General features: G+C 62.3%; 16 protein-coding genes. 8 read left to right on the top strand and 8 right to left on the bottom strand.

What is annotated here, in order from left to right:
* Positions 1-29 precede the first annotated feature (29 nt).
* Positions 30-893, bottom strand: coding sequence for a helix-turn-helix transcriptional regulator (locus GE027_RS17375; RefSeq protein WP_153558491.1), 864 nt, complete (start codon positions 891-893; stop codon positions 30-32).
* 111 nt (positions 894-1004) lie between these two features.
* Here GE027_RS17375 and GE027_RS17380 point away from each other — a divergent pair, with 111 nt between their 5' ends.
* The 5 genes from GE027_RS17380 to GE027_RS17400 all read left to right on the top strand — a co-directional run bounded on the left by GE027_RS17380 (position 1005) and on the right by GE027_RS17400 (position 7602).
* The gene (locus GE027_RS17380) at positions 1005-2252 is read left to right on the top strand and encodes a tagaturonate epimerase family protein (RefSeq protein WP_153558492.1); all 1248 of its coding nucleotides are present in this window, start codon (positions 1005-1007) and stop codon (positions 2250-2252) included.
* Positions 2253-2261: 9 nt separating this feature from the next.
* Entirely contained in the window at positions 2262-3209 is a 948-nt protein-coding gene (locus GE027_RS17385; protein ID WP_153558493.1) for an aldo/keto reductase, read from the top strand.
* A 2-nt stretch (positions 3210-3211) separates the two neighbouring features.
* Entirely contained in the window at positions 3212-4243 is a 1032-nt protein-coding gene (locus GE027_RS17390) for a zinc-binding alcohol dehydrogenase family protein (RefSeq protein WP_153558494.1), read from the top strand.
* A 120-nt stretch (positions 4244-4363) separates the two neighbouring features.
* Entirely contained in the window at positions 4364-4957 is a 594-nt protein-coding gene (locus tag GE027_RS17395) for a HupE/UreJ family protein (protein ID WP_153558495.1), read from the top strand.
* Positions 4958-5004: 47 nt separating this feature from the next.
* The gene (locus GE027_RS17400) at positions 5005-7602 is read left to right on the top strand and encodes a sodium:solute symporter family transporter (RefSeq protein ID WP_153558496.1); all 2598 of its coding nucleotides are present in this window, start codon (positions 5005-5007) and stop codon (positions 7600-7602) included.
* A gap of 29 nt (positions 7603-7631) precedes the next feature.
* Here GE027_RS17400 and GE027_RS17405 read toward each other — a convergent pair whose 3' ends face one another.
* The 4 genes from GE027_RS17405 to GE027_RS17420 form a co-directional block, all read right to left on the bottom strand.
* Complete coding sequence (locus GE027_RS17405; protein ID WP_153558497.1) at positions 7632-9545, bottom strand: sulfatase-like hydrolase/transferase; 1914 nt, start codon at positions 9543-9545, stop codon at positions 7632-7634.
* Between the two features lie 70 nt (positions 9546-9615).
* On the bottom strand, positions 9616-11139 hold the full coding sequence (locus GE027_RS17410; protein ID WP_153558498.1) for a mercuric reductase: 1524 nt from the start codon (positions 11137-11139) through the stop codon (positions 9616-9618).
* A gap of 180 nt (positions 11140-11319) precedes the next feature.
* On the bottom strand, positions 11320-12591 hold the full coding sequence (locus tag GE027_RS17415) for an amylo-alpha-1,6-glucosidase (protein WP_153558499.1): 1272 nt from the start codon (positions 12589-12591) through the stop codon (positions 11320-11322).
* A 29-nt stretch (positions 12592-12620) separates the two neighbouring features.
* Positions 12621-13370: an HAD family hydrolase gene (locus tag GE027_RS17420; protein ID WP_162006782.1), complete on the bottom strand. Its 750-nt coding sequence runs from the start codon at positions 13368-13370 to the stop codon at positions 12621-12623.
* A gap of 180 nt (positions 13371-13550) precedes the next feature.
* Between GE027_RS17420 and GE027_RS17425 the strand changes: the two genes are divergently transcribed.
* From GE027_RS17425 to GE027_RS17435, 3 genes are all read left to right on the top strand, one after another.
* On the top strand, positions 13551-13889 hold the full coding sequence (locus GE027_RS17425; RefSeq protein ID WP_153558501.1) for a rhodanese-like domain-containing protein: 339 nt from the start codon (positions 13551-13553) through the stop codon (positions 13887-13889).
* Positions 13890-13901: 12 nt separating this feature from the next.
* The gene (locus GE027_RS17430) at positions 13902-14111 is read left to right on the top strand and encodes an acetyltransferase (protein ID WP_153558502.1); all 210 of its coding nucleotides are present in this window, start codon (positions 13902-13904) and stop codon (positions 14109-14111) included.
* A gap of 323 nt (positions 14112-14434) precedes the next feature.
* Entirely contained in the window at positions 14435-16102 is a 1668-nt protein-coding gene (locus tag GE027_RS17435) for a bifunctional aminoglycoside phosphotransferase/ATP-binding protein (protein ID WP_153558503.1), read from the top strand.
* Positions 16103-16341: 239 nt separating this feature from the next.
* Here the strand turns inward: GE027_RS17435 and GE027_RS17440 are convergent, their stop codons facing one another.
* From GE027_RS17440 to GE027_RS17450, 3 genes are read right to left on the bottom strand one after another with little or no spacing between them, the layout of a single operon-like run.
* Positions 16342-17751: a DUF1501 domain-containing protein gene (locus tag GE027_RS17440; RefSeq protein ID WP_153558525.1), complete on the bottom strand. Its 1410-nt coding sequence runs from the start codon at positions 17749-17751 to the stop codon at positions 16342-16344.
* A gap of 7 nt (positions 17752-17758) precedes the next feature.
* Positions 17759-20932, bottom strand: a complete 3174-nt coding sequence (locus GE027_RS17445; protein ID WP_153558504.1) for a PSD1 and planctomycete cytochrome C domain-containing protein — start codon at positions 20930-20932, stop codon at positions 17759-17761.
* A complete protein-coding gene (locus tag GE027_RS17450; protein WP_153558505.1) occupies positions 20929-22413 on the bottom strand; it encodes a DUF1501 domain-containing protein in 1485 nt (494 codons plus the stop codon). Before GE027_RS17450 ends, GE027_RS17445 begins: the two co-directional genes overlap by 4 nt.
* Positions 22414-22432: the final 19 nt, after the last annotated feature.

The raw sequence follows: 22432 nt of genomic DNA on the forward strand, positions 1-22432 counted from the left end.
TGGTTTCACAGGCTGGAAGCCTATGCCACTTAGCTGAAGGTTTTTGTTAGGGTGCTCGGTGGCACGCCGTAGACCCGCTTGAAGGCTCGAGAGAACTGAAAGGCGTCGGCATAGCCCAGCCGCTGGGCGACCGCGTTGACCTTCAAACCCCGCTCCAGCATCAGTTCCGCGGCGTGGTTCATCCGCCGCCGCAACAGGTACCGGTAGGCGCCGCCGCCAGCGTACCGTTTGAATAACCTGGACAGATACACCGGCGAGAAACCCAGTTCCGCGGCGACTTCTTCCACGGTGCGAAACGCTAGGAACCGCTGGTCGATCAAACGACACGCCAGTTCGAACGTTTGGAATGCGTCGGAGGATTCGCCGGACCGACCCGCTACCATCCGCTGGGGAAGCTTTTGCAGGAACACGCGGAGCAGCGCCGCGCAGACCGCCGGCGCATGGTCGCTGACGTCGCGGGCTTCGCGATCGATCAAATTCCAGAGCTCGACAAATTCATGGGGGCGGCGAATCGTGACCGGCCGACCATCCAACAGCCCCAGTTCTCGCAGCCGCCGGCCGGCTTCGGATCCGGTCACGTCCAGGTAGTACTTCCGCATATTGTCCGGCGGCAAGTTCACGATCCTGTGGGCGATGCCGGGTCCGTAGGCGAACAGGGATCCGATCGCCAGCTCGTGCGTCCGGCCTCCCATCGTCAACCGCCCCCGCCCTTCGCTGACCCATTCGATGCCGTAGTAGGGAAAGTCGCTGCGTTGAACCAGGTAATCGGCGTTCATCCGTTCCACACCCCCGCAGACCAGCGCCAACGGCTCCCCGCTGGAAGGCTGGAGGTTGAAGTAGAAACGCCGGGCGTCGTGCGTTTGCCGGGAGACAAAGTCGGGATCGGGCGTCATGATTTGAGGTTAAGAATAGACATCTCAGGTTCGGATTTGGCTATGGCTGGATCGTGTCGATCGCCCACAATCATACCCGACTGACAGAATTAGTATCACAAGGCGCATGAAATGAAATTGGAAAAGCTTTCCTTCGGGGTCGGAGACCGATTCGCTCATCAAGCGGCTGCGCAATTACGCGCATTCGAAAAGGCAGCGAGTCTGGGCGTCGAGGTGACGCCGGTGTGGAACAAATCCAACCGCGAGCACCAATTCGTCGGGTCCGAACCGGCCAGCGTACGAGCCGCCGCCGAGGCCGCCGTCGCGGAGTTGAACTGGAACAAGCCCTGGCACATCGACGCCGACCACATCCAGCTGGCCACCGTCGATCCGTTTCTCGGCTGCAGCGACTTCTTCACCATCGACGTGGCCGACGCGATCGGCACCCCGGTCGCCGACGACCAGATCGCTAGCTTCGTCGATGCCCACAGCGAATTGATCGGGGTGTTGGACCTGCCCGCGACCGGTACGTCCTACGAGGTGAATCGCGACTTCGTCAGCCGGGTGGCTCGCCAGTACCTGGGAGCTTGTCGCGCGGCCGGCGAGATCTATCGCTACATCGCCGACGCCAAGGGCGAAGACAACTTCATCGCCGAAGTTTCGATGGACGAAACCGACGCGCCGCAGACCCCGCCCGAACTGATGGTGATCCTGGCGGCGCTGGCCGACGAAAGAATCCGCCTGCAAACCATCGCTCCCAAGTTCACCGGTCGCTTCAACAAAGGCGTCGACTACGTGGGCGACGTCGAACAGTTCAGTCGCGAGTTCAACGAAGACTTGGCGGTGATCGACGAAGCCATCAAACGGTATGGTCTGCCGGACAACCTGAAACTGAGCGTCCACAGCGGCAGCGACAAATTCAGTATCTATCCGGTCATCCGCGAGGCGATCGCCGACAAGGACGCCGGCATCCACCTGAAGACCGCCGGCACGACTTGGCTGGAAGAATTAATCGGTCTGTCCGAAGCCGGCGGCGATGGCCTGGAGCTGGCTAAGGAGATCTACGCTTACTCGCTGGAGCACATCGACGAGCTGTGTGCGCCCTATGCCAGCGTGATCGACATCGACCGCACGGCCCTGCCCTCGAAAGCCGAGGTGGGCGGTTGGGACGGAACCCAATTGGCCGCGACCCTGCGTCACATCCCCGCCGACCCGCGGTTCAACGCCAACGTCCGGCAATTGCTGCACGTGGCTTTCAAGGTCGCGGCCAACGCCGGTTCGCGGTACTTGGATCTGCTGAAAGCCAACGAAGAGATTGTGGGCCAGCAGGTCACGCAAAACCTGTTGGATCGTCACATGAAACCACTGTTTCTCGGATAGGAGATCATCATGAGTGCTGCAACCCTTCCCACTCGGCCGCTGGGAAACACCGGCTTGAACCTGCCCATCCTGAGCTTCGGTGCGTCCAGCTTGGGAGCCGAATTTCGTAACGTCGAAATGTCCGAGGTGTTCGGCAGCGTCGAAGCCGCCCTCGAACTGGGCATGAACCTGATCGACACCTCGCCCTACTACGGCCGCGGCATGTCCGAGGTGCTGCTGGGCGTTGCATTGAAAGACGTTCCGCGCGAAGACTACCTGCTGTGCACCAAACTGGGGCGTTATGACGTCGAGCATTTCGATTTCTCGGCCAAGCGAGTGGCCGAGAGCATCGATGTCAGCCTGCACCGACTGCGGACCGACCACCTGGACATCGTGCTGTGCCACGACATCGAGTTCGTGCCGCTGGAGCAGATCATCCAAGAGACGATGCCCGCCGTGCGTAAAGCTCAGAAAGCCGGCAAGGTTCGCTGCGTGGGGATCAGCGGATATCCGATGAAGGCGTTTCAGGAAGTTGCATCGCGAGTCGATCTGGACTGCGTCATGTCTTACAACCAGTACCAGCTGCAGAACACGCGGTTGGTCGACGATCTGCTGCCGCAGTTGAAGCCCCAGGGTGTCGGCATCATGAACGCGGGTCCCTTTGCCGCAAGACTGCTGACCAATGCACCCTTGCCCGATTGGCACAAGGATTCGGCCGAGGTGCATGCCGCCGCCCGGCAAGCGGCCGAGTTGTGTCAGAGCCGTGGGGTGGACATCGCCAAGCTGGCCTTGCAGTTCTCCTGTAACCACCCCGATTTGGCGACCACCGTCGCCGGCAGTGCGAACCCCAACAATATCCGTAAATGGGCGGAATGGATCAGCGAGCCGATCGACCAGGAACTGCTGGCCGAGGTCCTGAAAATCTTCGAACCGGTCCACAACATTAGCCACGCCGAAGGGCTGCCGGAGAACAACTAACGATGAAAGCTCTGCAGATCAGCGACGTCAAATCGTGGAAACGCATCGACATCCCCGAACCTGGCCAGCCCGGCGAGGGTGAGGCCCTGGTGCGCGTCCACCGGATGGGCGTTTGCGGCACGGATGTGGGCTGCTACCTGGGACGCTTTCCCTACTTCGCTTTTCCTCGCATTCCCGGGCACGAGCTGGGCGTGGAAGTGGTGGCGGTCGGCCCCGGCGTGACCGGTGTCCAGCCCGGCGACCGCTGCTGTGTCGAACCCTATCTGAACTGCGGCCAGTGCGATGCCTGCCAGCGTGGTCATACGAATTGCTGCGAACACAATCAAACGTTCGGTGTGATGTGTGACGGCGGCCTGACCGATCAGGTGATCCTACCAGCCCGCAAGCTGCATCTGGCGAGTGGGCTGACATACGAACAAGCCGCGCTCGTGGAAACGCTGGCGATCGGTTGCCACGCGGTCGACCGCGGTGCGCCCGGCGCCGGTGAGAACGTGCTGATCCTGGGCGCCGGACCGATCGGGCTGTCGGCGCTGGAGTTCGCTCGGATCGCCGACGCGAACGTGATCGTGGCGGATATCAACCAACAGCGGTTGGACTTCGTTGCTGCGGCGATGGGCGTGGAGAACACCGTGTTGCTGAAGGGCGATGACACGGATTTCGAAGCGGTCCGCCGCCTTGGCAACGGACGGCTGGCCGATGTCGTCGTGGACGCGACCGGAAACAACTGCAGCATGGTCCGAGCCTTCGAATTCGCCGCCTTTGCCGGTCGAGTCGTGTATGTGGGCATTACCCAAGGCGATCTGCAGTTCCCCCACGCCACGGTGTTTCATCGTCGCGAGTTGACATTGCTGGCCAGCCGCAACGCTTTGCCCGGCGACTTTCGCCGCATCGTGCGGCTGATCGAAGACGGCAAGATCAACACCGACCCCTGGATCACTCATCACGCCTCCTTCGACGAGGTGCCGGAAGTCTTCGATCGGTGGATCTCGCCGGATTCGGGGGTGATCAAAGCGATGATCGAAGTAACCGGCTGAGCGCCGCGTTGATTGTGAGGACCTTGGCTGTTCAAAGCGGCATTTTGCGACCAAACTTGGGCGTTCGGTTTTCTCTCCCGTCGCCTTATTCTTCCCGTCGCCTTTCCCGTAGGACCGTAAATGCTACCTCGACAACCTTTGCTCCTTGCTTTTGCCGCCCTGGCTGGTTTTCCGGCCGTTGTCTTCGCTCATCCGGGACATGAGAGCGGGCACGGGCTTTATGACAGCGTGCTGCATCCCCTGAGTGGGCTGGATCACCTGTTGGCCATCGTTGTCATCTCGTTGTTGGCGGTTCAAATCGGTGGCCGAGCCGTTTGGGCGGGACCGATGGCGTACCTTGTGGCGCTGGCGACCGGAACGTTTGCCGCCGCCGGTGGCCTCGCATTTGGCGGCGTCGAGGCCGTCGCGGCCGCGAGTTTATTGGTCGCGGGCGCCGTGCTGCTGAGCGGGCGAGGTGGTTCGGCCGCGCTGTTCGCTCTGTTGCCCTGCATCGGCTTTGTTCACGGCGTGGCTCACACTGCGGCGCTGGGCACGCAAGCCGTCTTCAGCGACGGCCTGTGGGGGATGTTGATCGGTTCGACGCTGCTGTGTGTCGCGACCGCCGGCGCTGGTATGATGTTTTCGCGGTTCGGGCAAACCAACCTCTTGTCTTATGTTTGCCGCGCTGCGGGAACCGTTGCGACGATCGCGGCCGTACTGCTGCTGGTCGCGTAACAGCGGGACTGCATCCACGCATCCATCGGCGTCGAGGACGATCCACGATGAAGTCAACCATACTGCTATGGCTGTTGCTCGGTACGTCTGTTTCGTTGCTCTCCTCGCCCTCGTTCGGTCAAGCGAGCGACCAGGGGCAGCTGGTCTGGCGGGAGTTGCCGTCGCTGCCCGATGAGCTGGGCGTCGCCGGCCCGTTTGTCGGTGTCCACAACGATGCGCTGATCGTGGCCGGCGGAGCCAATTTTCCACAGCCGGTCTGGGAAACCGACAAGGTCTGGCACGACGCCATCGAGGTGTTGGTCAAGACCGACGAAGGACTGGTTTGGAAAAGCGGTGGCACGTTGCCGCAGGCCATGGCCTATGGGGCAAGCGTGTCGACGCCCGCGGGCGTGGTTTGCATGGGCGGCAACGACAGCACGCAGACTTTCGACCAGGTCTTTTTGTTGACGTGGGACGGCGAAGCCGAAACGGTCAGGACCACTTCCTACCCGCCCCTTCCCGAACCCTGTGCGTATGCAGCGGCCACCCTGGTCGGCAACAAAATCTATTTGGCCGGGGGACAAACCGGATCGTCCCTGCAGACCGCCAGCAAGCACTTCTGGGTGCTGGACCTGGACAACATCGATCAGGGCGCCGCCTCTGGTTGGCAGGAGCTGGCCGCTTGGCCGGGGCCTTCCAGAGCGTTCAACCTGACCGTCTCGCAGCACAACGGTTTTGAGGACTGTGTGTACGTGATCAGCGGCCGCCGGCAGGAGGGTTCGGATCCGCAGGATGTCCAGTTCCTGAAAGACGTTTGGGAGTACGCTCCCAGTGACGGCCGCTGGCGACCGCGGGCCGAGGCACCCCGCTGCGTCATGGCGGGCACGGCGATCGGTTATGGGCAGAGCCACATCTTTGTGCTGGGCGGCGCCGATGGCTCGCGGTACTTTCAGGGCGACGTTTTGCGGGACGAGCATCCGGGCTTTCCCAAACAGGCTTTGGCCTACCACACGATTACCAACACCTGGACATCCGCCGGGGCGATGCCGCGCAACCACGTGACGACGACCGCCGTCGCCTGGGACGGCGGGATTGTTATCCCCAGCGGTGAAGTGCGGCCCCGAGTGCGCTCGCCCAAGGTGTGGCGCGTCACGCCGGCGGAGCCGCCGCAGAACTTCGGGCTGGTCAACTACACGGTGTTGTTTGGGTATCTGTTGGCGATGGTCGGGGTGGGCGTTTACTTCACCATGAAGAACAAGAACACCGACGACTACTTTCGCGGCGGCCAGCAAGTGGTCTGGTGGGCGGCGGGCTGCAGCATCTTTGCCACGATGCTCAGTTCGTTGACCTTCACCGGGATCCCATCGAAGGCGTATGCCCAGGACTGGGTTTATTCGATCGGCAATATGATGATCCCGGTGGTCGCCGTCGTGGCGGTGTATGTGGCGTTGCCGTTCTTTCGGCGGATCGATGCAACGAGTGCTTATGAGTATCTCGAGCGGCGTTTCAGCCGCGGGGTGCGCTGGTTTGGCAGTGCCAGTTTCTCGCTGTTTCACGTGTTTCGAATGGCGGTCGTGATGTCGTTGACGGGGCTGGCCCTGGCGGTGGCCACGCCCCTGACGCCGGCACAGTCGGTGTTGTTGATGGGCGTGTTGAGCATCCTGTACTGCACGCTCGGGGGCATCGAAGCGGTGATCTGGACCGACACCATCCAAACGTTCGTGCTGTTTGGCGGCGGGGTGCTGGCGATCGTGCTGTTGGTGACCGGTGTGGATGGGGGCGTCAGCGGATTTTGGGAGGCGGCCACCGAAGCGGATAAACTGTCGTTGGCGAACTTTCACTGGGACGTTACCGATAGCCAGATCGCGTTGTGGGTGATCGTGATCGGAGCGATCGGTCAGAACCTGTCGTCGTACACGGCCGACCAGGCGGTGGTCCAGCGATACATGACGACAGCCGACGAGCGGTTGGCGGCCCGTTCGATCTGGACCAACGCCGTGTTGACGATCCCCGCGACGCTGCTGTTCTTCGGGATCGGCACGGCCCTGTATGCGTTTTACCATTCGCACCCCGAGAAGTTGGACCCGACGATCACCACCGATCAGATCTTTCCCATGTTTATCGCGCGAGAGATGCCGGTCGGGATCGCCGGATTGATCGTGGCCGGCGTGTTCGCCGCCGCACAGTCGACCGTCTCGACCAGCATGAACTCCACGGCCACGGCGATCGTCACCGACTTCCTGCGGCCGCTGCGGCGGTGCCGCTCGGAAGCGGGCTATCTGGCCGCAGCTCGCTGGTGGACGCTGGCCGTCGGCGTGATGGGCACGTTGCTGGGATTGTTGTTCATTGATCCGGAAATCAAGTCACTGTTCGACGCCTTCATCAAAGTGATTGGCCTGTTCATGGGCGTGCTGGGAGGTCTGTTCGTCCTGGGCGCGCTGACCAAACGAGCCACCGCCAGCGGCGCGATGACCGGCGCCTTGGTGGGAACCGCCACGATGTTGTCCCTGTGGGCTTTCACGCCCGTCAACGGATACATCTATCCGGCCAGCGGAATCACGACCTGCGTCGTGGTCGGATACCTGGCCAGCCTGATCGGCCCACCGGACGCCAAGGACCTGTCGGGGTTGACCATTCACACGCTGACAAACGCGTCCAGCGAGTGAAGCCACTGCACTCGTGAGCGGTAGGACGCTTACGGCTTTTCCGTTTCGATGGCCAGGTCTTGGAACTCGGTGGCGGTGGCTTTGCTGTATAGGCCGATGTAGCGGACCGTTTGCAGGTCGGCCGGCAGTTTGATCGATAGCTTGACGCCGTTGATCGTGGCCGTGGCGGACTGCTTTTCCAGATCCAGGTCGACTTGCACCGTGAAGCGGTCTTCGCCGCCGAACGACGCTCGCTTGGCCGCTGCGGCGCCGACGTTGTTCCAGCCGCCTGGGAAGGCAACGTGTTGGTTCATGCCGATGGCCGTGCCGATTTTAAAACTGTCGGTGTTGGTCGGCTTGTCGCTGATCACCAGCATCCCGTTCTTGGTGCTCTGCCCGGCGGCGGCCGTGCGATAGGTCAGCCGAATCGTGGCTCGTTCGGTGATCGGTTGGTCCAGTTTCCGCAGGGCCAAGCCTTCGCCGCTGGGCTCGAGCAGATAGCCCGGGTCGGTCTTTTTGAGCGTCGCACCGAGGACCACGTCGAAATCGCCGGTTTCGTCTTTGCCCGCCGGCGGTTCGGCCGTGCGGCCGCGGCGCTTGCTCGATCGCTGCACGTCCTCTTTCCACCAATCCGGTCCTTCTTCGAGCACGGCCGCATCGTGCTGGATCAATCGCTGCTTGAGCTGGGCAAAACGCTCGGGTTCGGCGGCCGATAGATCGGTAGTCTCTTCGGGGTCGCGAGCGATGTTGTACAACTCGAACGACGACAGGTCGTCCGAACCGATAATTTTCCAGTCGCCCACGCGCAGGCCCACCCGGTACTCCTCGCGGGCCAGGTGATTGCGCCAGTACAGCGGCTGGTCGCGCTGCACCGGTTCCCCGGCGAACAACGGCAGCAGCGACGCTCCGTCGATCGTGCGATTTTCAGGCAGCGGAATGTCGACGATGTCGCAGATGGTGGTGAAAATGTCCGAACCGATGACCGGCGTGTCGCTGACCGTACCGGCGTTGATCTTGCCGGGCCAGCGGATGATGCCCGGCACGCGGATCCCGCCTTCGTGCGTGTGACGCTTGCGTCCGCGCAGGCCCCCGGTCGAACCCCGCGTGCGTCCGGAAGTGCCGTTGCCTTCGGGGCCGTTGTCCGAAGTGAAGAACACCACGGTGTTGTCGCGATAACCCTGTTGATCCAAGGCCTTCATCAAGTTGCCGAACGCCGCATCCAATTGCGTGATGTTGCCGTGATGCTGACGCAGCCCTTCGTCGTCAAGGTGGGCATACGGCTCCATGAACCGCGGCGCCGACTCGATCGGCAGATGCGGTTCGTGCGTCCAGACCGTGATGAAGAACGGGGTCTTGGGATCCGGCCGATCCTGCAGCCACTGGCTGGCTTCTTCGGCGGCCAGGATGGCGCTGGCCCCTTCCATTCGTCCGACCGGTTCGCCGTTGCGGACGTAGTTCGACGGATTCATGTGATTGGGAGAGGCGTTGTTCTGCGTCGCCAACCAGTGGTCGTAGCCGTGGTCGTCGGGCTGGGGCTGGGCGTCCGAGTTGAACTTGCCATTCAGATGCCACTTGCCCGCGTGGCAGGTGTCGTAGCCGCGTTGTTTCAGCAGCGTCGCGATCGTGATCTCGCTTTCCCGCAAGTGGTACTGCGACCCGCCGGGAATCCAACGCCAAACGCCGTTGCGATACGGCGTCCGCCCAGTCAGGATCGCCGACCGCGAGGGCGAGCAGACGCTGCAGGCGGCGTAGCACTGCGTCAGCCGCAGGCCCTCGGAGGCGAACCGGTCCAGGTTGGGCGACTGGATCTCGGGATGACCGTAGCAGGCCAAGTCGCCCCAGCCCTGGTCATCGGTCAGGAACACGACGAAGTTCGGCCGCTCGGACTCTTCGGCAACGAGGGCCGGGGCGGAGACGAGGACGAGCAACAACAGCGTCAGCCAACGCATGGATACGGTTGCCATATTGAAGGTCGGAAAGAAGAGGGGATCGTTGGACTCCAGCATAACCATCCCCACACGCAGGTAAAATCGCCTACGTTCCCGCGTTCCAGCGGCGGAGGACGCCCAGCACGGACTTGTTCAGCGGCGTCAGCCGCGTGCGATTGTACTGGTCGCCCAGTTTGCGGATCGCTTCGGCCTGCGTGGGATAGGGATGAATCGTGCCCGCGATCTTTCCCAGCCCGATGCCCTGCGTCATCGCCATGGTGACCTGCGAGATCAAGTCGCCGGCGCTGCGGGCCACGATGGTGGCGCCCAGGATCTTGTCCGAACCACGCTTGGTGTGGATTTTGACAAAACCCTCTTGCTCACCCTCCAAGATCGCTCGATCCAATTCTTCGAACGACTGGACGTAGGTATCGATCGCGATGTTCTGCTCGTCGGCTTGGTGCGGATACAGGCCCACGTGAGCAACTTCGGGAGTCGTGTACGTGGCCCAGGGGATCACCAGGTCGCTCATCCGTTTCTTGCCCAGCGGGCCGACCGCGAACAGCGCGTTCTGGATGACCGCGCGAGCCATAAAGTCGGCGGCGTGAGTGAATTTGAACTTCCCGCAAACATCGCCGGCGGCATAGATGCGCGGGTTGGTGGTCTGCAAATAATCGTCGACTTGAATGCCTCGATCGTCATAGTCGACTCCGACGGTTTCCAGTCCCAGGCTCTCGGTATTGGGTGCGCGTCCGGTGGCGATCAACAACTGATCGACCGGTTCGTCGTAGCGGGTGCCGTGGGAGTCCAGCCGCAGATGGATCCCCTTCTCCTGCGCGATGTGTAGATCACGGCCACAGCACAGCACGCGGACGCCGTCCTTCTCGATTGCCGCTTGGACGATCTCCGCCGCGTCGCGGTCTTCTTTGGAAAGGATGCCATGATCGGATTCGACCAGCAAAACCTTCGCACCCAGCCCGGCAAAGGCCTGCGCCATCTCGGTGCCGATCGGGCCGGCTCCGATAACGCCCAAACGCTGCGGCAACTGCGTCAACGAGAACAGCGACTCGTTGGTCAGGTATTCGGCACCGTCCAGGCCGGGGATCGAGGGGACGGCCGGGCGAGACCCCGTAGCGACGATCGCTCGCTTGAATCGCAGCGTGGTGCCGGCCACATCCACCGTGTCGGACGCGGTGAAGCGGGCCCCGCCAAAGTAGACATCGACGCCCAGTTTACGATACCGCTCGGCGGAGTCGGCTCGGCTGATTTTGGCGCGGGCTTTGCGCATTCGCTGCATGACGCCGGCAAAGTCCACCTCGATGGGCCCTGGGACGTTCACCGAATACGCTTCGGCGGCTTTCGCTGTCGCGGCCACACGAGCGGAACTGATGATGCCTTTGCTGGGAACGCAGCCGACGTTTAAACAATCGCCGCCCATCAAATCGCGTTCGATCAACGCGACGCGAGCACCCAGACCGGCGGCGCCGGCGGCCGCGACCAGCCCCGCCGTGCCCGCTCCGATGACCACCAGGTGGTACGGTCCCGTGGGCGTCGGATTCACGTAGGACGGCGGATGCACGTTCTGCTCGAGCGCGCGGTTGTGGTCGTCGTAGGGTTGCAGGACGTTCATCAATAGAGGCTCAGCGAACTTGGATGTTTAGATTAGCTCGAGCGCGTCGTCCTGGTCCGCATCCGATGCGTCACGGTCGTGCGTGTTGGTGGCAGCGGATAAGTTCAAGAATAGGACGGGAAAACGAGTCCTTCAGCGCGGGGCCAACCTCGGTTGGGTTCCGTACGACGGCAACGCGGATCAGTCGATTGCAAAAACATTCTTGCCGTCGAGCGCGGCTTCGGCAATCACGGCGGCGGCCGCACTCCAGCCCATCGGGTGCGTGCCGCCGGCGACGTGCTGCTTGCCATGCAGGAATTCCGGGAAACTCCAATGGCCGCCATCGGTTTCGGATCGATTCGCGGCGTGGATCCCATCGGCGTAGCGGCGAGCCAGCTGCGGCTTGCCTCGCTGGGCCAAGGACGCGGCATAGAACGCGGTGACCAACGGCCACAGTCCCCCGTTGTGGTACTCGTATGGCGAATTCTTGAAGGTGTGCGAGAAGGTGATCTGCAGGTCGTCCCACTTCTCGTCCTTGGGCGTGATCACCGGATCGAAGGCCGGCAACAACATGACGTCTTCCTGCACGATCCGGTCGCCGATGTACTCGTCGACGCAGTCGGCCTGCTCCTGGTCGGCGACGTCGAGCAGCGAGACCAGTGCGTTGGCCATACCATCGAAGCGGAAGCCGTAACCAAAGGGCGAGAAGAAGGGCATCCAGTACTTGCCGCCGCGCTCGGGGGCGGCCTGCTGGCCCTTGGTGTACAGCACTTCGTGATAGACGTCGTCGGGAGTGCCTTCGTCGGTGAACCAGTAATTGGCTCGGATCAGGTGCATCAATCGGGTCACCCGGTCGCACAAGTCATGATCGGCCGAAGCATGGACGTGCTGGTGCAAACGACAGCACTCCCGCTGGGCTTGCAGGTACAGCAGTTGATCGTACAGCACGTAGCCGCTTTGCAGGTACTCGTCGGCCCAGTCGCCGGTCGGTGGGACGTACAACAAACCGCGAGTGTTAAACTCCCAGGCGCCCAGCAGATGCCGGGTGCGTTCCAGCGGCTGCAGGATGCGATCCAAGAACGCATCGTCTTCGGTCTTGCGCCAGTAGGATCCGCAAGCGATGATGAACCACAGGTTCGCGTCCACCCGGCCGGCCGTACCGCCGTAGCTGATCCGTTCGGTTACCGGATCGACGTTGCTGGGGATTTCGCCGTGCGGCCCTTGGTAACGGGCCAGCGTTTCCAGGCTGCGGCGGCAGCCATCGATCAGTTCCTGGTCGTCGGTCAACAGCGAGGCCACGCCGATGATGCTGCTGTCGCGTCCCCAGATGCGGCGATAATTATCCTGCTCGGTGGGTGTCGCCAAGAAACCATCTTTCCGCAGGCAGTCATGCATTACCTGCAAGGCCCGGCGGTAGCCTTCATGGCGAAGCGGGCGCGAGGCGGCGTTGGAACCGTTCGTCGAGTTGTTCATTTCGCTCATTGGTTTTGGAGGACGTGAGCTTAGGAGCGACGGCCTGCGACGTCGGCCAGCTTCATCCAGTGCGCGACCCCATCACGCACGCCATCGGCCCGTTCCTGAGACGATAGATACACTCGCGCATCGCCGGCGTAGGCTTTCAGTTCGTCGTGGGCATTGGCAACGATGACGCCTCGGAAATCGTGGTCGAACAGTTTCGAATCGTTGCCCGAATTGCCGGCAACCATGGTGTGGTCGCCATCGAAGCCAAACTGTCGAGCGAGGAATGCCGCGGCGGTTCCCTTGTTGACGCCTTCGGGCAAAAAATCCAAGTCGCGTGAGGAACTATAGACGACGCTCACGTCGAGGCCGTGGTCGAACAGTTTGGCCTTCAAGCGATCCAGCTGCGTCGGCTTTGCGTCTCGAAAGAAGTAGCTGACCTTGTAGTCCGATTGGGAATCCGCCGGTTGAAGCTCGAGCTGCGATTCATTGGCGAGCACGCTTTGGACTTTTTTCGCGGACCAGTTCGTCGCGATGCGGTCGATCCAGGCTTGGTCGAGCCGGCCGCTGGGGTACTGCCGGATCTCGCTGCCCACGCCGCCGATCACCGCCACCGGTTCGGGCAGCGGCGTGGTGTCGATGTCTCGACGAATCGACTCGTAGAAGCGTCCGGAAGCGTAGACGATGTCCAAACGCTCGCGGATCGGTTCGTAGAAATCCGCGAATCGCTCGAGGGCTCTCCGGTCGCCAAGGAACGTGTCATCCAAGTCGCTCACGAGCAGGTACTTCGTCATCGGCATCTCCGTCGCTGAGGATCGCGGGCTGGTTGGCTTTTACGAGCAAATCTCGCGCCTTTCAGCCGCCGGGAACGATGCCTGAAGAAGGACGTTTTGTGCGGATTCGGAATGTGGATTGCACCTTTTATCGCTTTTGAAAGCCGTAGCTTGACTGCCTTACAATAAACGGAGGATGCCATGAAGACCGTGACGACCGAGCGACTGCAGACGTTGATCGAAGAGAACAAGGATTTCCTGCTCGTCAACACATTGGACCCCGAGGATTTCGCCAAGACACGGATCCAGGGGGCGATCAATATTCCCGTCTCGCAGGACGACTTTGTCGACAACGTCGTGCGAGCTGCCGGATCCAAGCAAAAGCTGATCATCGTCTATTGCGCCAGCCGGCAGTGCGATTCGTCGACAAAGGCCGCCAAACGGCTGGACGAAGCCGGTGTGAATGTTGCCGATTTCGAAGGCGGAGCGGCGGCTTGGCAGGAGGCTGGTCAACCCTTGGTAAACGTTGAAGTCCCCTAACGGAGCGATGTTATGTTCGTCAAAGAACGGCGGTCGGGAGACCTGTTACGCGTCAAAGAAATCGAGCAGTTGCTCAGTCCGCTGCAGTCCGAAATCGTCGGACGCCACCAGGCCGGCGAGGAAGAGCAAGACGAGGAACGCTTTGCGAAATCCGAACTGGTTTTTCCTTCCGGTGAACCGCTGCCGAGATGCTGGACCGATCCGTCCTACCAATCCCGCTAAGCACGTCGCAACATTTAATTCGGCTTTACTCTCCCTCTGGGAGAGTCGGGCTCTTAGGCCCGGAGAGGGTTTTCGTAGGGCCCTCCCTGGGCCTAAGAGCCCGGCCCTCCCGCTGCGCGGGAGGGTGTTGTCGCGGGGTCTCACCGAAAGATTCATGCCGACGTGCTTAGTGGTTCGTATAGGCCTCATTTTAGGGTAGCTGATCTCGCCAGAGATTGGACGGAAGCGGCGAGAAGGTCCAAAGTCTGGCGACTTCAGCTACGGCCAGACCCGAAGATTAAATATCGACGCAGCACTAGGCAAACCCTCAGGAGAATCACGGAATGATGAAATCGAGCCAGGCGACTCCGCTGAGCGAGAAGATCGAGGCGCTTGGCTGTGCGAGCATCTACCCGAGCTTCGATGGCACGCCCGAGGTGATTCAGACCCACATCTCGGTCGTGTTTCTGACCGACCGCGAAGTGTACAAGCTGAAGAAACCCGTCGACCTCGGCTTCCTCGATTTCTCGAGCCTCCGGCGCCGCAAAGAGGCTTGCCAGGCCGAGGTGGCGGTGAACCGGCGACTGGCACCGGACGTGTACGATGGTGTCGTCGCCCTGGTTCGCGACGACGAAGAACAGTGGTCGCTGCATGGCCCCGTGGATGACGAGGCCGATCCGCCAAGGCACGTCGTAGATTGGCTGGTCAAGATGCGACGGCTGCCCGAAGAGCGATGCCTGAAGCACCGCTTGCACCGCGTGCCAGTAACCGATCACCAGGTGCGCGAAATCTGTCAAACTTTGACGGATTTCTATCATTCGCTGCCGGCAATCTCGCATTCGACCTACGCCGAAGACTTTCGCGAACACATCGACGCGAACGCCAGCACGCTTTTGGAGGCTCGCCTCGCCGAGTCACCCGACGGTGATGTGGCGACGATGATACGGCGACTCACCACACTGCAGCGCTGTTTTCTGTTCGCCGCCGCCGATCTGCTGGCCGCTCGCGTGGCCGCCGGGCACGTGGTCGAAGGGCACGGCGACTTGCGAGCCGACCATATCTACCTGACCGATCCGCCGGTGGCCATCGACGGGATCGAATTCGATCGTCAGTTGCGATTGGTCGATATCGCCGACGAACTTTGCTTTCTGAGCGTCACCTGCGAGTTCGAGGGGGCGGCGGAAGTAGGTCAGCGGATACTGGCCGGCGTCTGTGCCCAGCGTCGGGACACTCCGCCCGATTCGCTGCTGGATTTCTATCGAGCTTACCGAGCCACGGTGCGAGCCAAAGTGGCTGCGCTGCGCTGCGACCAAACGCAGGGCGAGGTTCGAGCGGATGCGGGCGAGAAATCGCTGCGGTATCTGCGGATCGCGGATGCATACGCGCGTCGGCTCGGAGCGCCGCCGGCGGTGATCGTGCGTGGGCTGAGCGGCAGCGGAAAAACGACGCTGGCAGGGCCGCTGGGCGAAGCCTTGGCGGCGGAGCACTTGGCCACGGACCAGCTGCGTCGCCGCGAAACAACGCCTGAGAGCGACAACCGGTACAGCGATGCCGCTCGCGATCGCATCTATGGCCTGCTGGTCGAGCGGGCGACGCGGTGTCTTGATCGCGGCAGCGCCGTGGTCCTGGACGGAACGTTCTTGAAGCAGCGTTGGCTGGACGAAGCGGTGGTGCGACTGCGGGAGCATGGTGCCGAAGTCCTGATCGTCACCTGCCAGTGTCCGCAACCGGTGGCGATCGACCGGATCGAGAAACGCAACGCCGACGGCGAGAGCGCCTCGGAAGCCGACGCCACCGTTCGGCAGAACCAAACCGACCAGGTCAAGCAGTGGCCTGCAGACGCGAAGACCGTCGAAGTCGACACAACGCGATCAGTGGAAGAGCAGATGGAGCGGGTGCGGGACGCGATGGGAAGAAGTAAGCCCCAACGGGGCAACCCTATGTCAGCCCAGGGCAACGCCCTGGGTTGTCCACCGCCCGGTCCACGCCAAGCCCCAACGGGGCGGCCCTAACTCGATCCTCAGCCGGTTCAGCCTTGCTGGTTCTTGCAAAAAGGTAGCGTCGCCCGGTTGGGCTACGCCGTGAACGATTCCTACGAACGTTTACTCCCCTCTCCCCCAAATCCTGACTCGCTTAGGCTCGCCAGGATTTGGGGGAGAGGGGAGCAAACCGCTTCAATTGATGGCGGGCTTTCGTTGCGGCAAAGAGTTTTTCAAGAGTCTCCGCGGGGAGGGTGAAGATGATCACCCCCCTACAAAATCTCGGTGACCACACGGGCTTGTTCGACGCCGGTTAGTTTGAAGTCCAGGCCTTGGTAGCGGTGTGTGAATCGCTCGTGGTCGATCCCCAACAGGTGCAGCGCCGTGGCATGCAGGTCGCGAACATGGACCGGATTTTCGACGACGTTGTAGCTGAAATCGTCGGTCGCGCCGTAGCTGAATCCGCGTTTGATTCCGGCCCCGGCCATCCAAACCGTAAAGCACCGTGGATGATGGTCGCGGCCGGCTTCGGGCGAATCCCATTTTCCCTGACCGGCGACGCCGCGACCGAACTCGCCGCCCCAGATCACCAGCGTGTCGTCCAGCAAGCCGCGACGCTTCAGGTCCAGGATCAACGCGGCACTGGGTTGATCGGTATCGACGCAGCGCGAAACGCACCAGGAGCGAAGCCGCGAGTGGTGGTCCCAGTCGGGGTGGAACAACTGGATAAACCGCACGCCCCGCTCGGCCAATCGCCGGGCCAGGATGCAGTTGGCCGCATAGCTGCCCGGGCGGCGGGCATCCGGTCCGTACAGCGCGAACGTCGATTCGGGTTCGTCGCTCAGATCCGTCAGTTCCGGAATGCTGGCCTGCATCCGAAACGCCATCTCGTACTGCTGGATCCGCGTTTCGATCTCCGGGTCAAGCGTTCGTTTGTAGTGTTGGCGGTTCATGCCGGCCAGCCCATCGAGCATCTCACGACGCAGCTCGCGGGGAAACCCGTCGGGATCGTTCAAGTACAAGACCGGATCTTTGGCGCTGCGCAGTTTGACGCCTTGATGCTTCGAGGGCAGGAAACCGCTGCCCCAGTAGTGATCGTACAGCGGTTGGTCGCTGCCGCGTTTCATCCGCGAGATCAGGACGACGTAATCGGGCAGGTTCTTGTTCTCGCTGCCCAAGCCGTAGCTGGCCCAGCATCCGAAGCTGGGCCGACCGGGCAATTGATGGCCGGTCAGGAACTTGGTCATCGCCGGGGCGTGGTTGATCTGGTCGGTCACCATCGATTTGACAAAGCACAATTCGTCGGCGATGGCCCCGATATGCGGCAACCACTCGCCGACCAAGGTCCCGCTCTGGCCATGCCGATGAAACTTGGTGATCGGCGGCAGGATCCGTTGCGGTTTGCCTTTGGTCATACCGGTCAGACGCTGGCCTTGCCGCACACTGTCCGGCAATTCCGTTCCGGCCAGCGCTTGCAGCTGGGGTTTGTAGTCGAACAGTTCGATCTGGGAGGGACCGCCCGACTGGGTCAGAAAGATCACGCGTTTGGCTCGCGGAGCAAAATGCGGCAGCGACCGTTTCAACCTCGCCGCGGCCGCTTCATCGCCCAGCATCGCACCGGCCGCCAACGCTCCGAAGTTCAGTCCGATCTGCCCCAGGAAACTTCGGCGGCCCAGGTTCATCGTCTCGTTATTCACGCGTGATGGCCTCGTCGAGATTGAGTAGCAAACTGGCAACGGTCATCCAGGCGGCGGTGTCGACCGCAACCGGCTGGGCCGGGGGCGGCTGTTGCCCCACGGTGCCAAAGTCGATCGCTTGCCGAGGGTGCTGTTGGTAGTGCGAACGGGCGGCCTGCCAGACGGACTGCAGTTGTTCCCGTTCGTCGTCGTGCAGACGCCGTGAGAGGATTTTCAAAGCCAACTGCTGGAAACCCTCCTGACGCGATTCGGCGGGTTGGGACGCCGCTTCGGACGTCGAGACCTTGGCAACCATCTGGTCGGCCAGCACGCGTGACGCTTCTAGGAACGTCACATCGTTCATCAGCGTCAGGGCGTGCAGTGGGGTATTGGTTCGCCGGACACCTACTTCGCAGACGCGGCGCTGTGCACTGTCGAACAGGAACGTCGGTGCGCTGCTGCGTCGCCAGAAGGCATACAGCGTCCGCCGATACTGGTCGGGGCCGAGGCTGGGTTGGTAGTCGAAACGACCCATCGTGATCTCTGCCCAAACACCTTCGGGCTGGTAAGGATAAACCGGCGGGCCTCCGACCGCGTCGTTCAGCAATCCGGAAACGCGCAAGGCGTTGTCGCGGATCATCCAGGCCGGCAAGCGGAAACGCGGTGCTCGAGCCAGCAAACGGTTTTCCGGATCTTGCTGCAGCATCTCCGGCGTGGCAACGCTGCTTTGCCGGTAAGTCTTGCTGGTGGCGATCAGCCGCAGGATGTGCTGCAGATCCCAGTCGTGTTGGATCAGCTCCGCCGCCAAGTAGTCCAGCAGTTTGGGATGCGTCGGCATTTCGCCCTGCAGCCCAAAGTCTTCCGGCGTGCGGACCAGCCCTTGGCCAAACATGATCTGCCACAGGAGATTCACAACGACCCGCGCGGTCAGCGGGTTGTCGGGATCGACAATCCAGCGCGCCAGATCCAAGCGAGTACGGGTTTGTTCGGCGGGGGCGTCCAGCACGCTGGCGAGGACGCCGGGCTGGACCACATCGCCCTTGGCATCCCACACGCCTCGTTCGAGCACGTGGGTGGCACGCGCGTCTTTTCGTTCGGCCAGGACCATTACCTTGCGCGGTTTTGCCTGTTGCCGCAGGACGCCGAGTTGTTTCTCGGCGGCGCGCAGCCGCTGGAGGTGCTGTTGGTATTGGCGGTCGCCCAATAAGAATTGATCTCGCAAGCGGTTCCGCAGATCCTGTTCGATCGACGCTTCGCTGGCGAGTTGTTGGTAGAGATCGGCCAGCGGCGAGGCGCCGTCGGTGCGGCGCACCGTTTCGCCCAGTTCGGACGTGAGCGAGAGTCGAAAGCGAGCGATGTTGGCGTGGCCGTGCGTCGAGCGGTGCCGGAGGATCACAACCAGGCGATCGCCGGCTTCGACCTGCCAGGGCGTGGCCAATTCGAAGACGCCGACATGAGGCGTAATCGCCTGCACGCCTTCGGTCGTCCAGCCATCGCGAGCGTCGTCGTTCAGGGTGTCTCGGATGTTGGCATAGCGGGTGTCCCACTGCGTCTTGCGTTTCTTGTCGGCTTCCACGTCGGCGACCGCCGCAGCCAGTTCCAGTTGCAACTCGGCAGGGCTGGACTGTCGCCGGCCGGCGACCAGGACGCTGGTCAGCGTGAACTCGCCGTTGCCGTCGCGGGTAAAGCGGCCGGCTTGGTGCGACGCGTCGGGAAAGACTTCCAAGCGGACGCCCGAAACCTGCTGCATCGCTGGAGGGACTTCCAGCACGATGCGATAGTCGTCGTGACGGGGCGACGGGCCCTGCGTCCGGACGACGTGGGCGTCTGCCACGCGAAACCGCGTGCCCTCGACGGAGCTGACCTGCGGCCGCGGGGTGTGCCACGTTTGGTAGTCGTCCGACTCCGCCGAGACGGTTTGCTGCAGCCAGGTTTCGAAGCGGGCTTCGGCGCGCTGCCGCTGGCGGACTTCTTCCTCGCGGCACCGCTCGACGAACTCGCTCATTTCCTCGACGCGTTCCTCGACGGCCGGGGACGTGTACTCCAGGTAGGGCTTGGCGGCCATGCCCGCTCGGCCGTTCTCGTCGATGCTGTTGAAGAAGGCGGCCAGCGAGTAGTACTCGTGCTGGGAGATGGGGTCGAACTTGTGCGAGTGACACTGGACGCAGCCCAGCGTCAGGCCCAGCCACACCGTGCCCGTCGTATTGACGCGATCGATCACATAATCGATTCGCGACTCCTCCGGATCACGCCCACCCTCGCCGTTGGTCATGTGGTTGCGATGAAAACAAGTTGCCAGGATTTGGTCCTGAGTCGCGTCGGGCAACAGGTCGCCGGCAAACTGTTCGATGGTGAACTGGCGGAAGGATTGATTGTTCCGAAACTGGCCGATGACCCAGTCTCGCCAGGGCCAGTTCTGGCGGGTGGCATCGATCTGAAAACCGTCGGAGTCGCTGTAGCGGGCCGCGTCCAGCCACCACATGGCCATCCGCTCGGCGTAGCGGGACGAAGCGAAGACGTTATCGATCGCTGCCTGCCAGGCTGCTTCGGAACCGTCGCCGAAGGCCTCCAGCTGGGCGGGCGTAGGCGCCACGCCGGTCAGGTCGAAATACAATCGCCGCAGCTGGGTATGGGGTTCAGCCGGTGAACTCAGTTGCAACCCTTGGTCGGCCAATCGAGCTTGGACGAAGGCGTCGATCGGGTTCGCTTCGTCGCTGGAGGACGCGTCACTGGGGGGCGCGTCGCTGGGCAGGTCGGGACGCCGAATCGCTTCAAAGGACCAGTGCTTGCCCCAGGGTGCCCCGGCCAGGATCCAGCGGCGGATCGCATCGCGTTCAGCGGCGGACAAGGGTTTGCGGTGCGAGTCCGCCGGCGGCATGATCTCGCCCTCGTCTTCGGCGGTGATCCGTCGCCAAACCTCGCTGTCTTCCAGGTCACCCGGTGTGATCGCCGCATAACCGCCCAGGTCCGCTTTGGCGGCCTGTTCGACATCCAGCCGCAGCCCGGCTTCGCGGTTGTTCTCGTCGGGACCGTGGCAGTGGAAGCAGCGATCGGACAGCACCGGCAGGACGTCGCCTGAAAACGACACCTCCTCGCCGTAGGCCAAAGGGACCAGGGTCAGGGTCAGCGTGGCAAACGCTACGGTCGCGCCCCGTCCTCGCAGAACATGCTCAGGTAACCCACTCACGCGATCACTTCCTCGATAACTTTGGCGGGCAGCACGCCGGTCAGTTTTTGATTCAGTCCTTGGAACGGGACGCTCAACCGGTTGTGGTCAAAGCCCAGCAGCCGCAGCACCGTGGCGTGGAAGTCGCGGAGGTGGACGGGGTTCTCGGCGGCTTCGTAACCGATCGGATCGGTTTCGCCGAACGACGTCCCGGCTTTCACGCCCCCGCCGGCCATCCACAGGGTGAACGCACCGGGGTTGTGGTCCCGACCGACGAAACGCATCTCCGTGCCGCCGCGATTTTCACGCATGGGGGTGCGGCCGAATTCGCCGCTCCAGACCACCAACGTGTCGTCCAGTAAACCGTTCTGTTTCAGGTCCTTCAGCAGGGCGGTCATGGGTTTGTCGATCTGCTCGCACTTGCTTTTAAAACCTTCGTTGAGGGCTTCGTTCTTGGCGGCACCATGCGAATCCCAGCCCCAGTCGAACAACTGGATGTAGCGAACGCCTTGCTGGGCCAGACGGCGGGCCAGCAAACAATTGTTCGCGAACGATTCCTTGCCCGGCTGGGCACCGTACATCTCGTGGATATGAGCCGGTTCCTTGCTGATGTCCATCGCTTCGGGAACGGCGGTCTGCATGCGGAAGGCCATTTCGTACTGCGCGATCCGCGTCATGGTTTCAGGGTCGCCGAAGTCCTCGTGCGACTGTTGATTCAAGCGGTTCAGCACGTCCAGCATCGAGCGTCGCTGGCCACGCGTTACGCCCTCGGGATTGCCGATGTTTAGAATCGGATCGCCCGCCGTACGGCACTGCACGCCCTGGTACACCGACGGCAACATCCCGGCGCTCCACAGAGCCTTGCCGACCCGCGGTTGCCGGCCACCGGACAACAAGACCATAAAGCCGGGAAGGTCGGAATTCTCCGTGCCCAGGCCCCAGGTCACCCAGGATCCGATCGAGGGATATCCCATCCGCGCCTGACCGGTGTGCACCATCAACTGGGCTGGCCCGTGGTTGAATTGATCGGTCTGGACGGTTTTGAGAAAACAAACGTCGTCGACGACTTCCGAGAAGTGCGGCAGCCGGTCGCTGACCCACGCTCCGCTGTCGCCGTACTGCTGAAACGGATACTGCGGCCCCAGCATTTTGGGGACGCCTTGGATAAAGGCAAAACGTTTGCCTTCCAGGAATTCTTGCGGACAATCCTTGCCGTCCAGACGCTGGAGGTCGGGCTTGTAATCGAACAGCTCCAGTTGGCTGGGCGCACCGATCATGTGCAGGTAGATCACCCGCTTGGCCTTGGCCGGCAGCGGTGGTGCGAGCGGGCTGAGCGGATTATCGGCCGCGTGATGTGGCGTGACCGAGTGCGAAGCCTGGGCCTGGTGGGTGGCCATCCACAGGGCGCCCAGCCCCGTCGTACAGCCCTGCAGGAAGTGTCGCCGCGTGGTCCGCTGCAACTGCATCCGGCGAGCTTCGTCGAGAAGCGTTCTGCGTTTCATGACATGGCTCATTGAAGTG

The sequence above is a fragment of the Roseimaritima sediminicola genome, assembly GCF_009618275.1.
GTDB lineage: Bacteria > Planctomycetota > Planctomycetia > Pirellulales > Pirellulaceae > Roseimaritima > Roseimaritima sediminicola.

What these genes read in the sequence shown, in the direction of transcription:
- GE027_RS17375 (WP_153558491.1), bottom strand. Translation starts at nt 893, where the DNA reads ATGACGCCCGATCCCGACTTTGTCTCCCGGCAAACGCACGACGCCCGG.
- GE027_RS17380 (WP_153558492.1), top strand. Translation starts at nt 1,005, where the DNA reads ATGAAATTGGAAAAGCTTTCCTTCGGGGTCGGAGACCGATTCGCTCAT.
- GE027_RS17385 (WP_153558493.1), top strand. Translation starts at nt 2,262, where the DNA reads ATGAGTGCTGCAACCCTTCCCACTCGGCCGCTGGGAAACACCGGCTTG.
- GE027_RS17390 (WP_153558494.1), top strand. Translation starts at nt 3,212, where the DNA reads ATGAAAGCTCTGCAGATCAGCGACGTCAAATCGTGGAAACGCATCGAC.
- GE027_RS17395 (WP_153558495.1), top strand. Translation starts at nt 4,364, where the DNA reads ATGCTACCTCGACAACCTTTGCTCCTTGCTTTTGCCGCCCTGGCTGGT.
- GE027_RS17400 (WP_153558496.1), top strand. Translation starts at nt 5,005, where the DNA reads ATGAAGTCAACCATACTGCTATGGCTGTTGCTCGGTACGTCTGTTTCG.
- GE027_RS17405 (WP_153558497.1), bottom strand. Translation starts at nt 9,545, where the DNA reads ATGGCAACCGTATCCATGCGTTGGCTGACGCTGTTGTTGCTCGTCCTC.
- GE027_RS17410 (WP_153558498.1), bottom strand. Translation starts at nt 11,139, where the DNA reads ATGAACGTCCTGCAACCCTACGACGACCACAACCGCGCGCTCGAGCAG.
- GE027_RS17415 (WP_153558499.1), bottom strand. Translation starts at nt 12,591, where the DNA reads ATGAACAACTCGACGAACGGTTCCAACGCCGCCTCGCGCCCGCTTCGC.
- GE027_RS17420 (WP_162006782.1), bottom strand. Translation starts at nt 13,370, where the DNA reads ATGACGAAGTACCTGCTCGTGAGCGACTTGGATGACACGTTCCTTGGC.
- GE027_RS17425 (WP_153558501.1), top strand. Translation starts at nt 13,551, where the DNA reads ATGAAGACCGTGACGACCGAGCGACTGCAGACGTTGATCGAAGAGAAC.
- GE027_RS17430 (WP_153558502.1), top strand. Translation starts at nt 13,902, where the DNA reads ATGTTCGTCAAAGAACGGCGGTCGGGAGACCTGTTACGCGTCAAAGAA.
- GE027_RS17435 (WP_153558503.1), top strand. Translation starts at nt 14,435, where the DNA reads ATGATGAAATCGAGCCAGGCGACTCCGCTGAGCGAGAAGATCGAGGCG.
- GE027_RS17440 (WP_153558525.1), bottom strand. Translation starts at nt 17,751, where the DNA reads ATGAACCTGGGCCGCCGAAGTTTCCTGGGGCAGATCGGACTGAACTTC.
- GE027_RS17450 (WP_153558505.1), bottom strand. Translation starts at nt 22,413, where the DNA reads ATGAAACGCAGAACGCTTCTCGACGAAGCTCGCCGGATGCAGTTGCAG.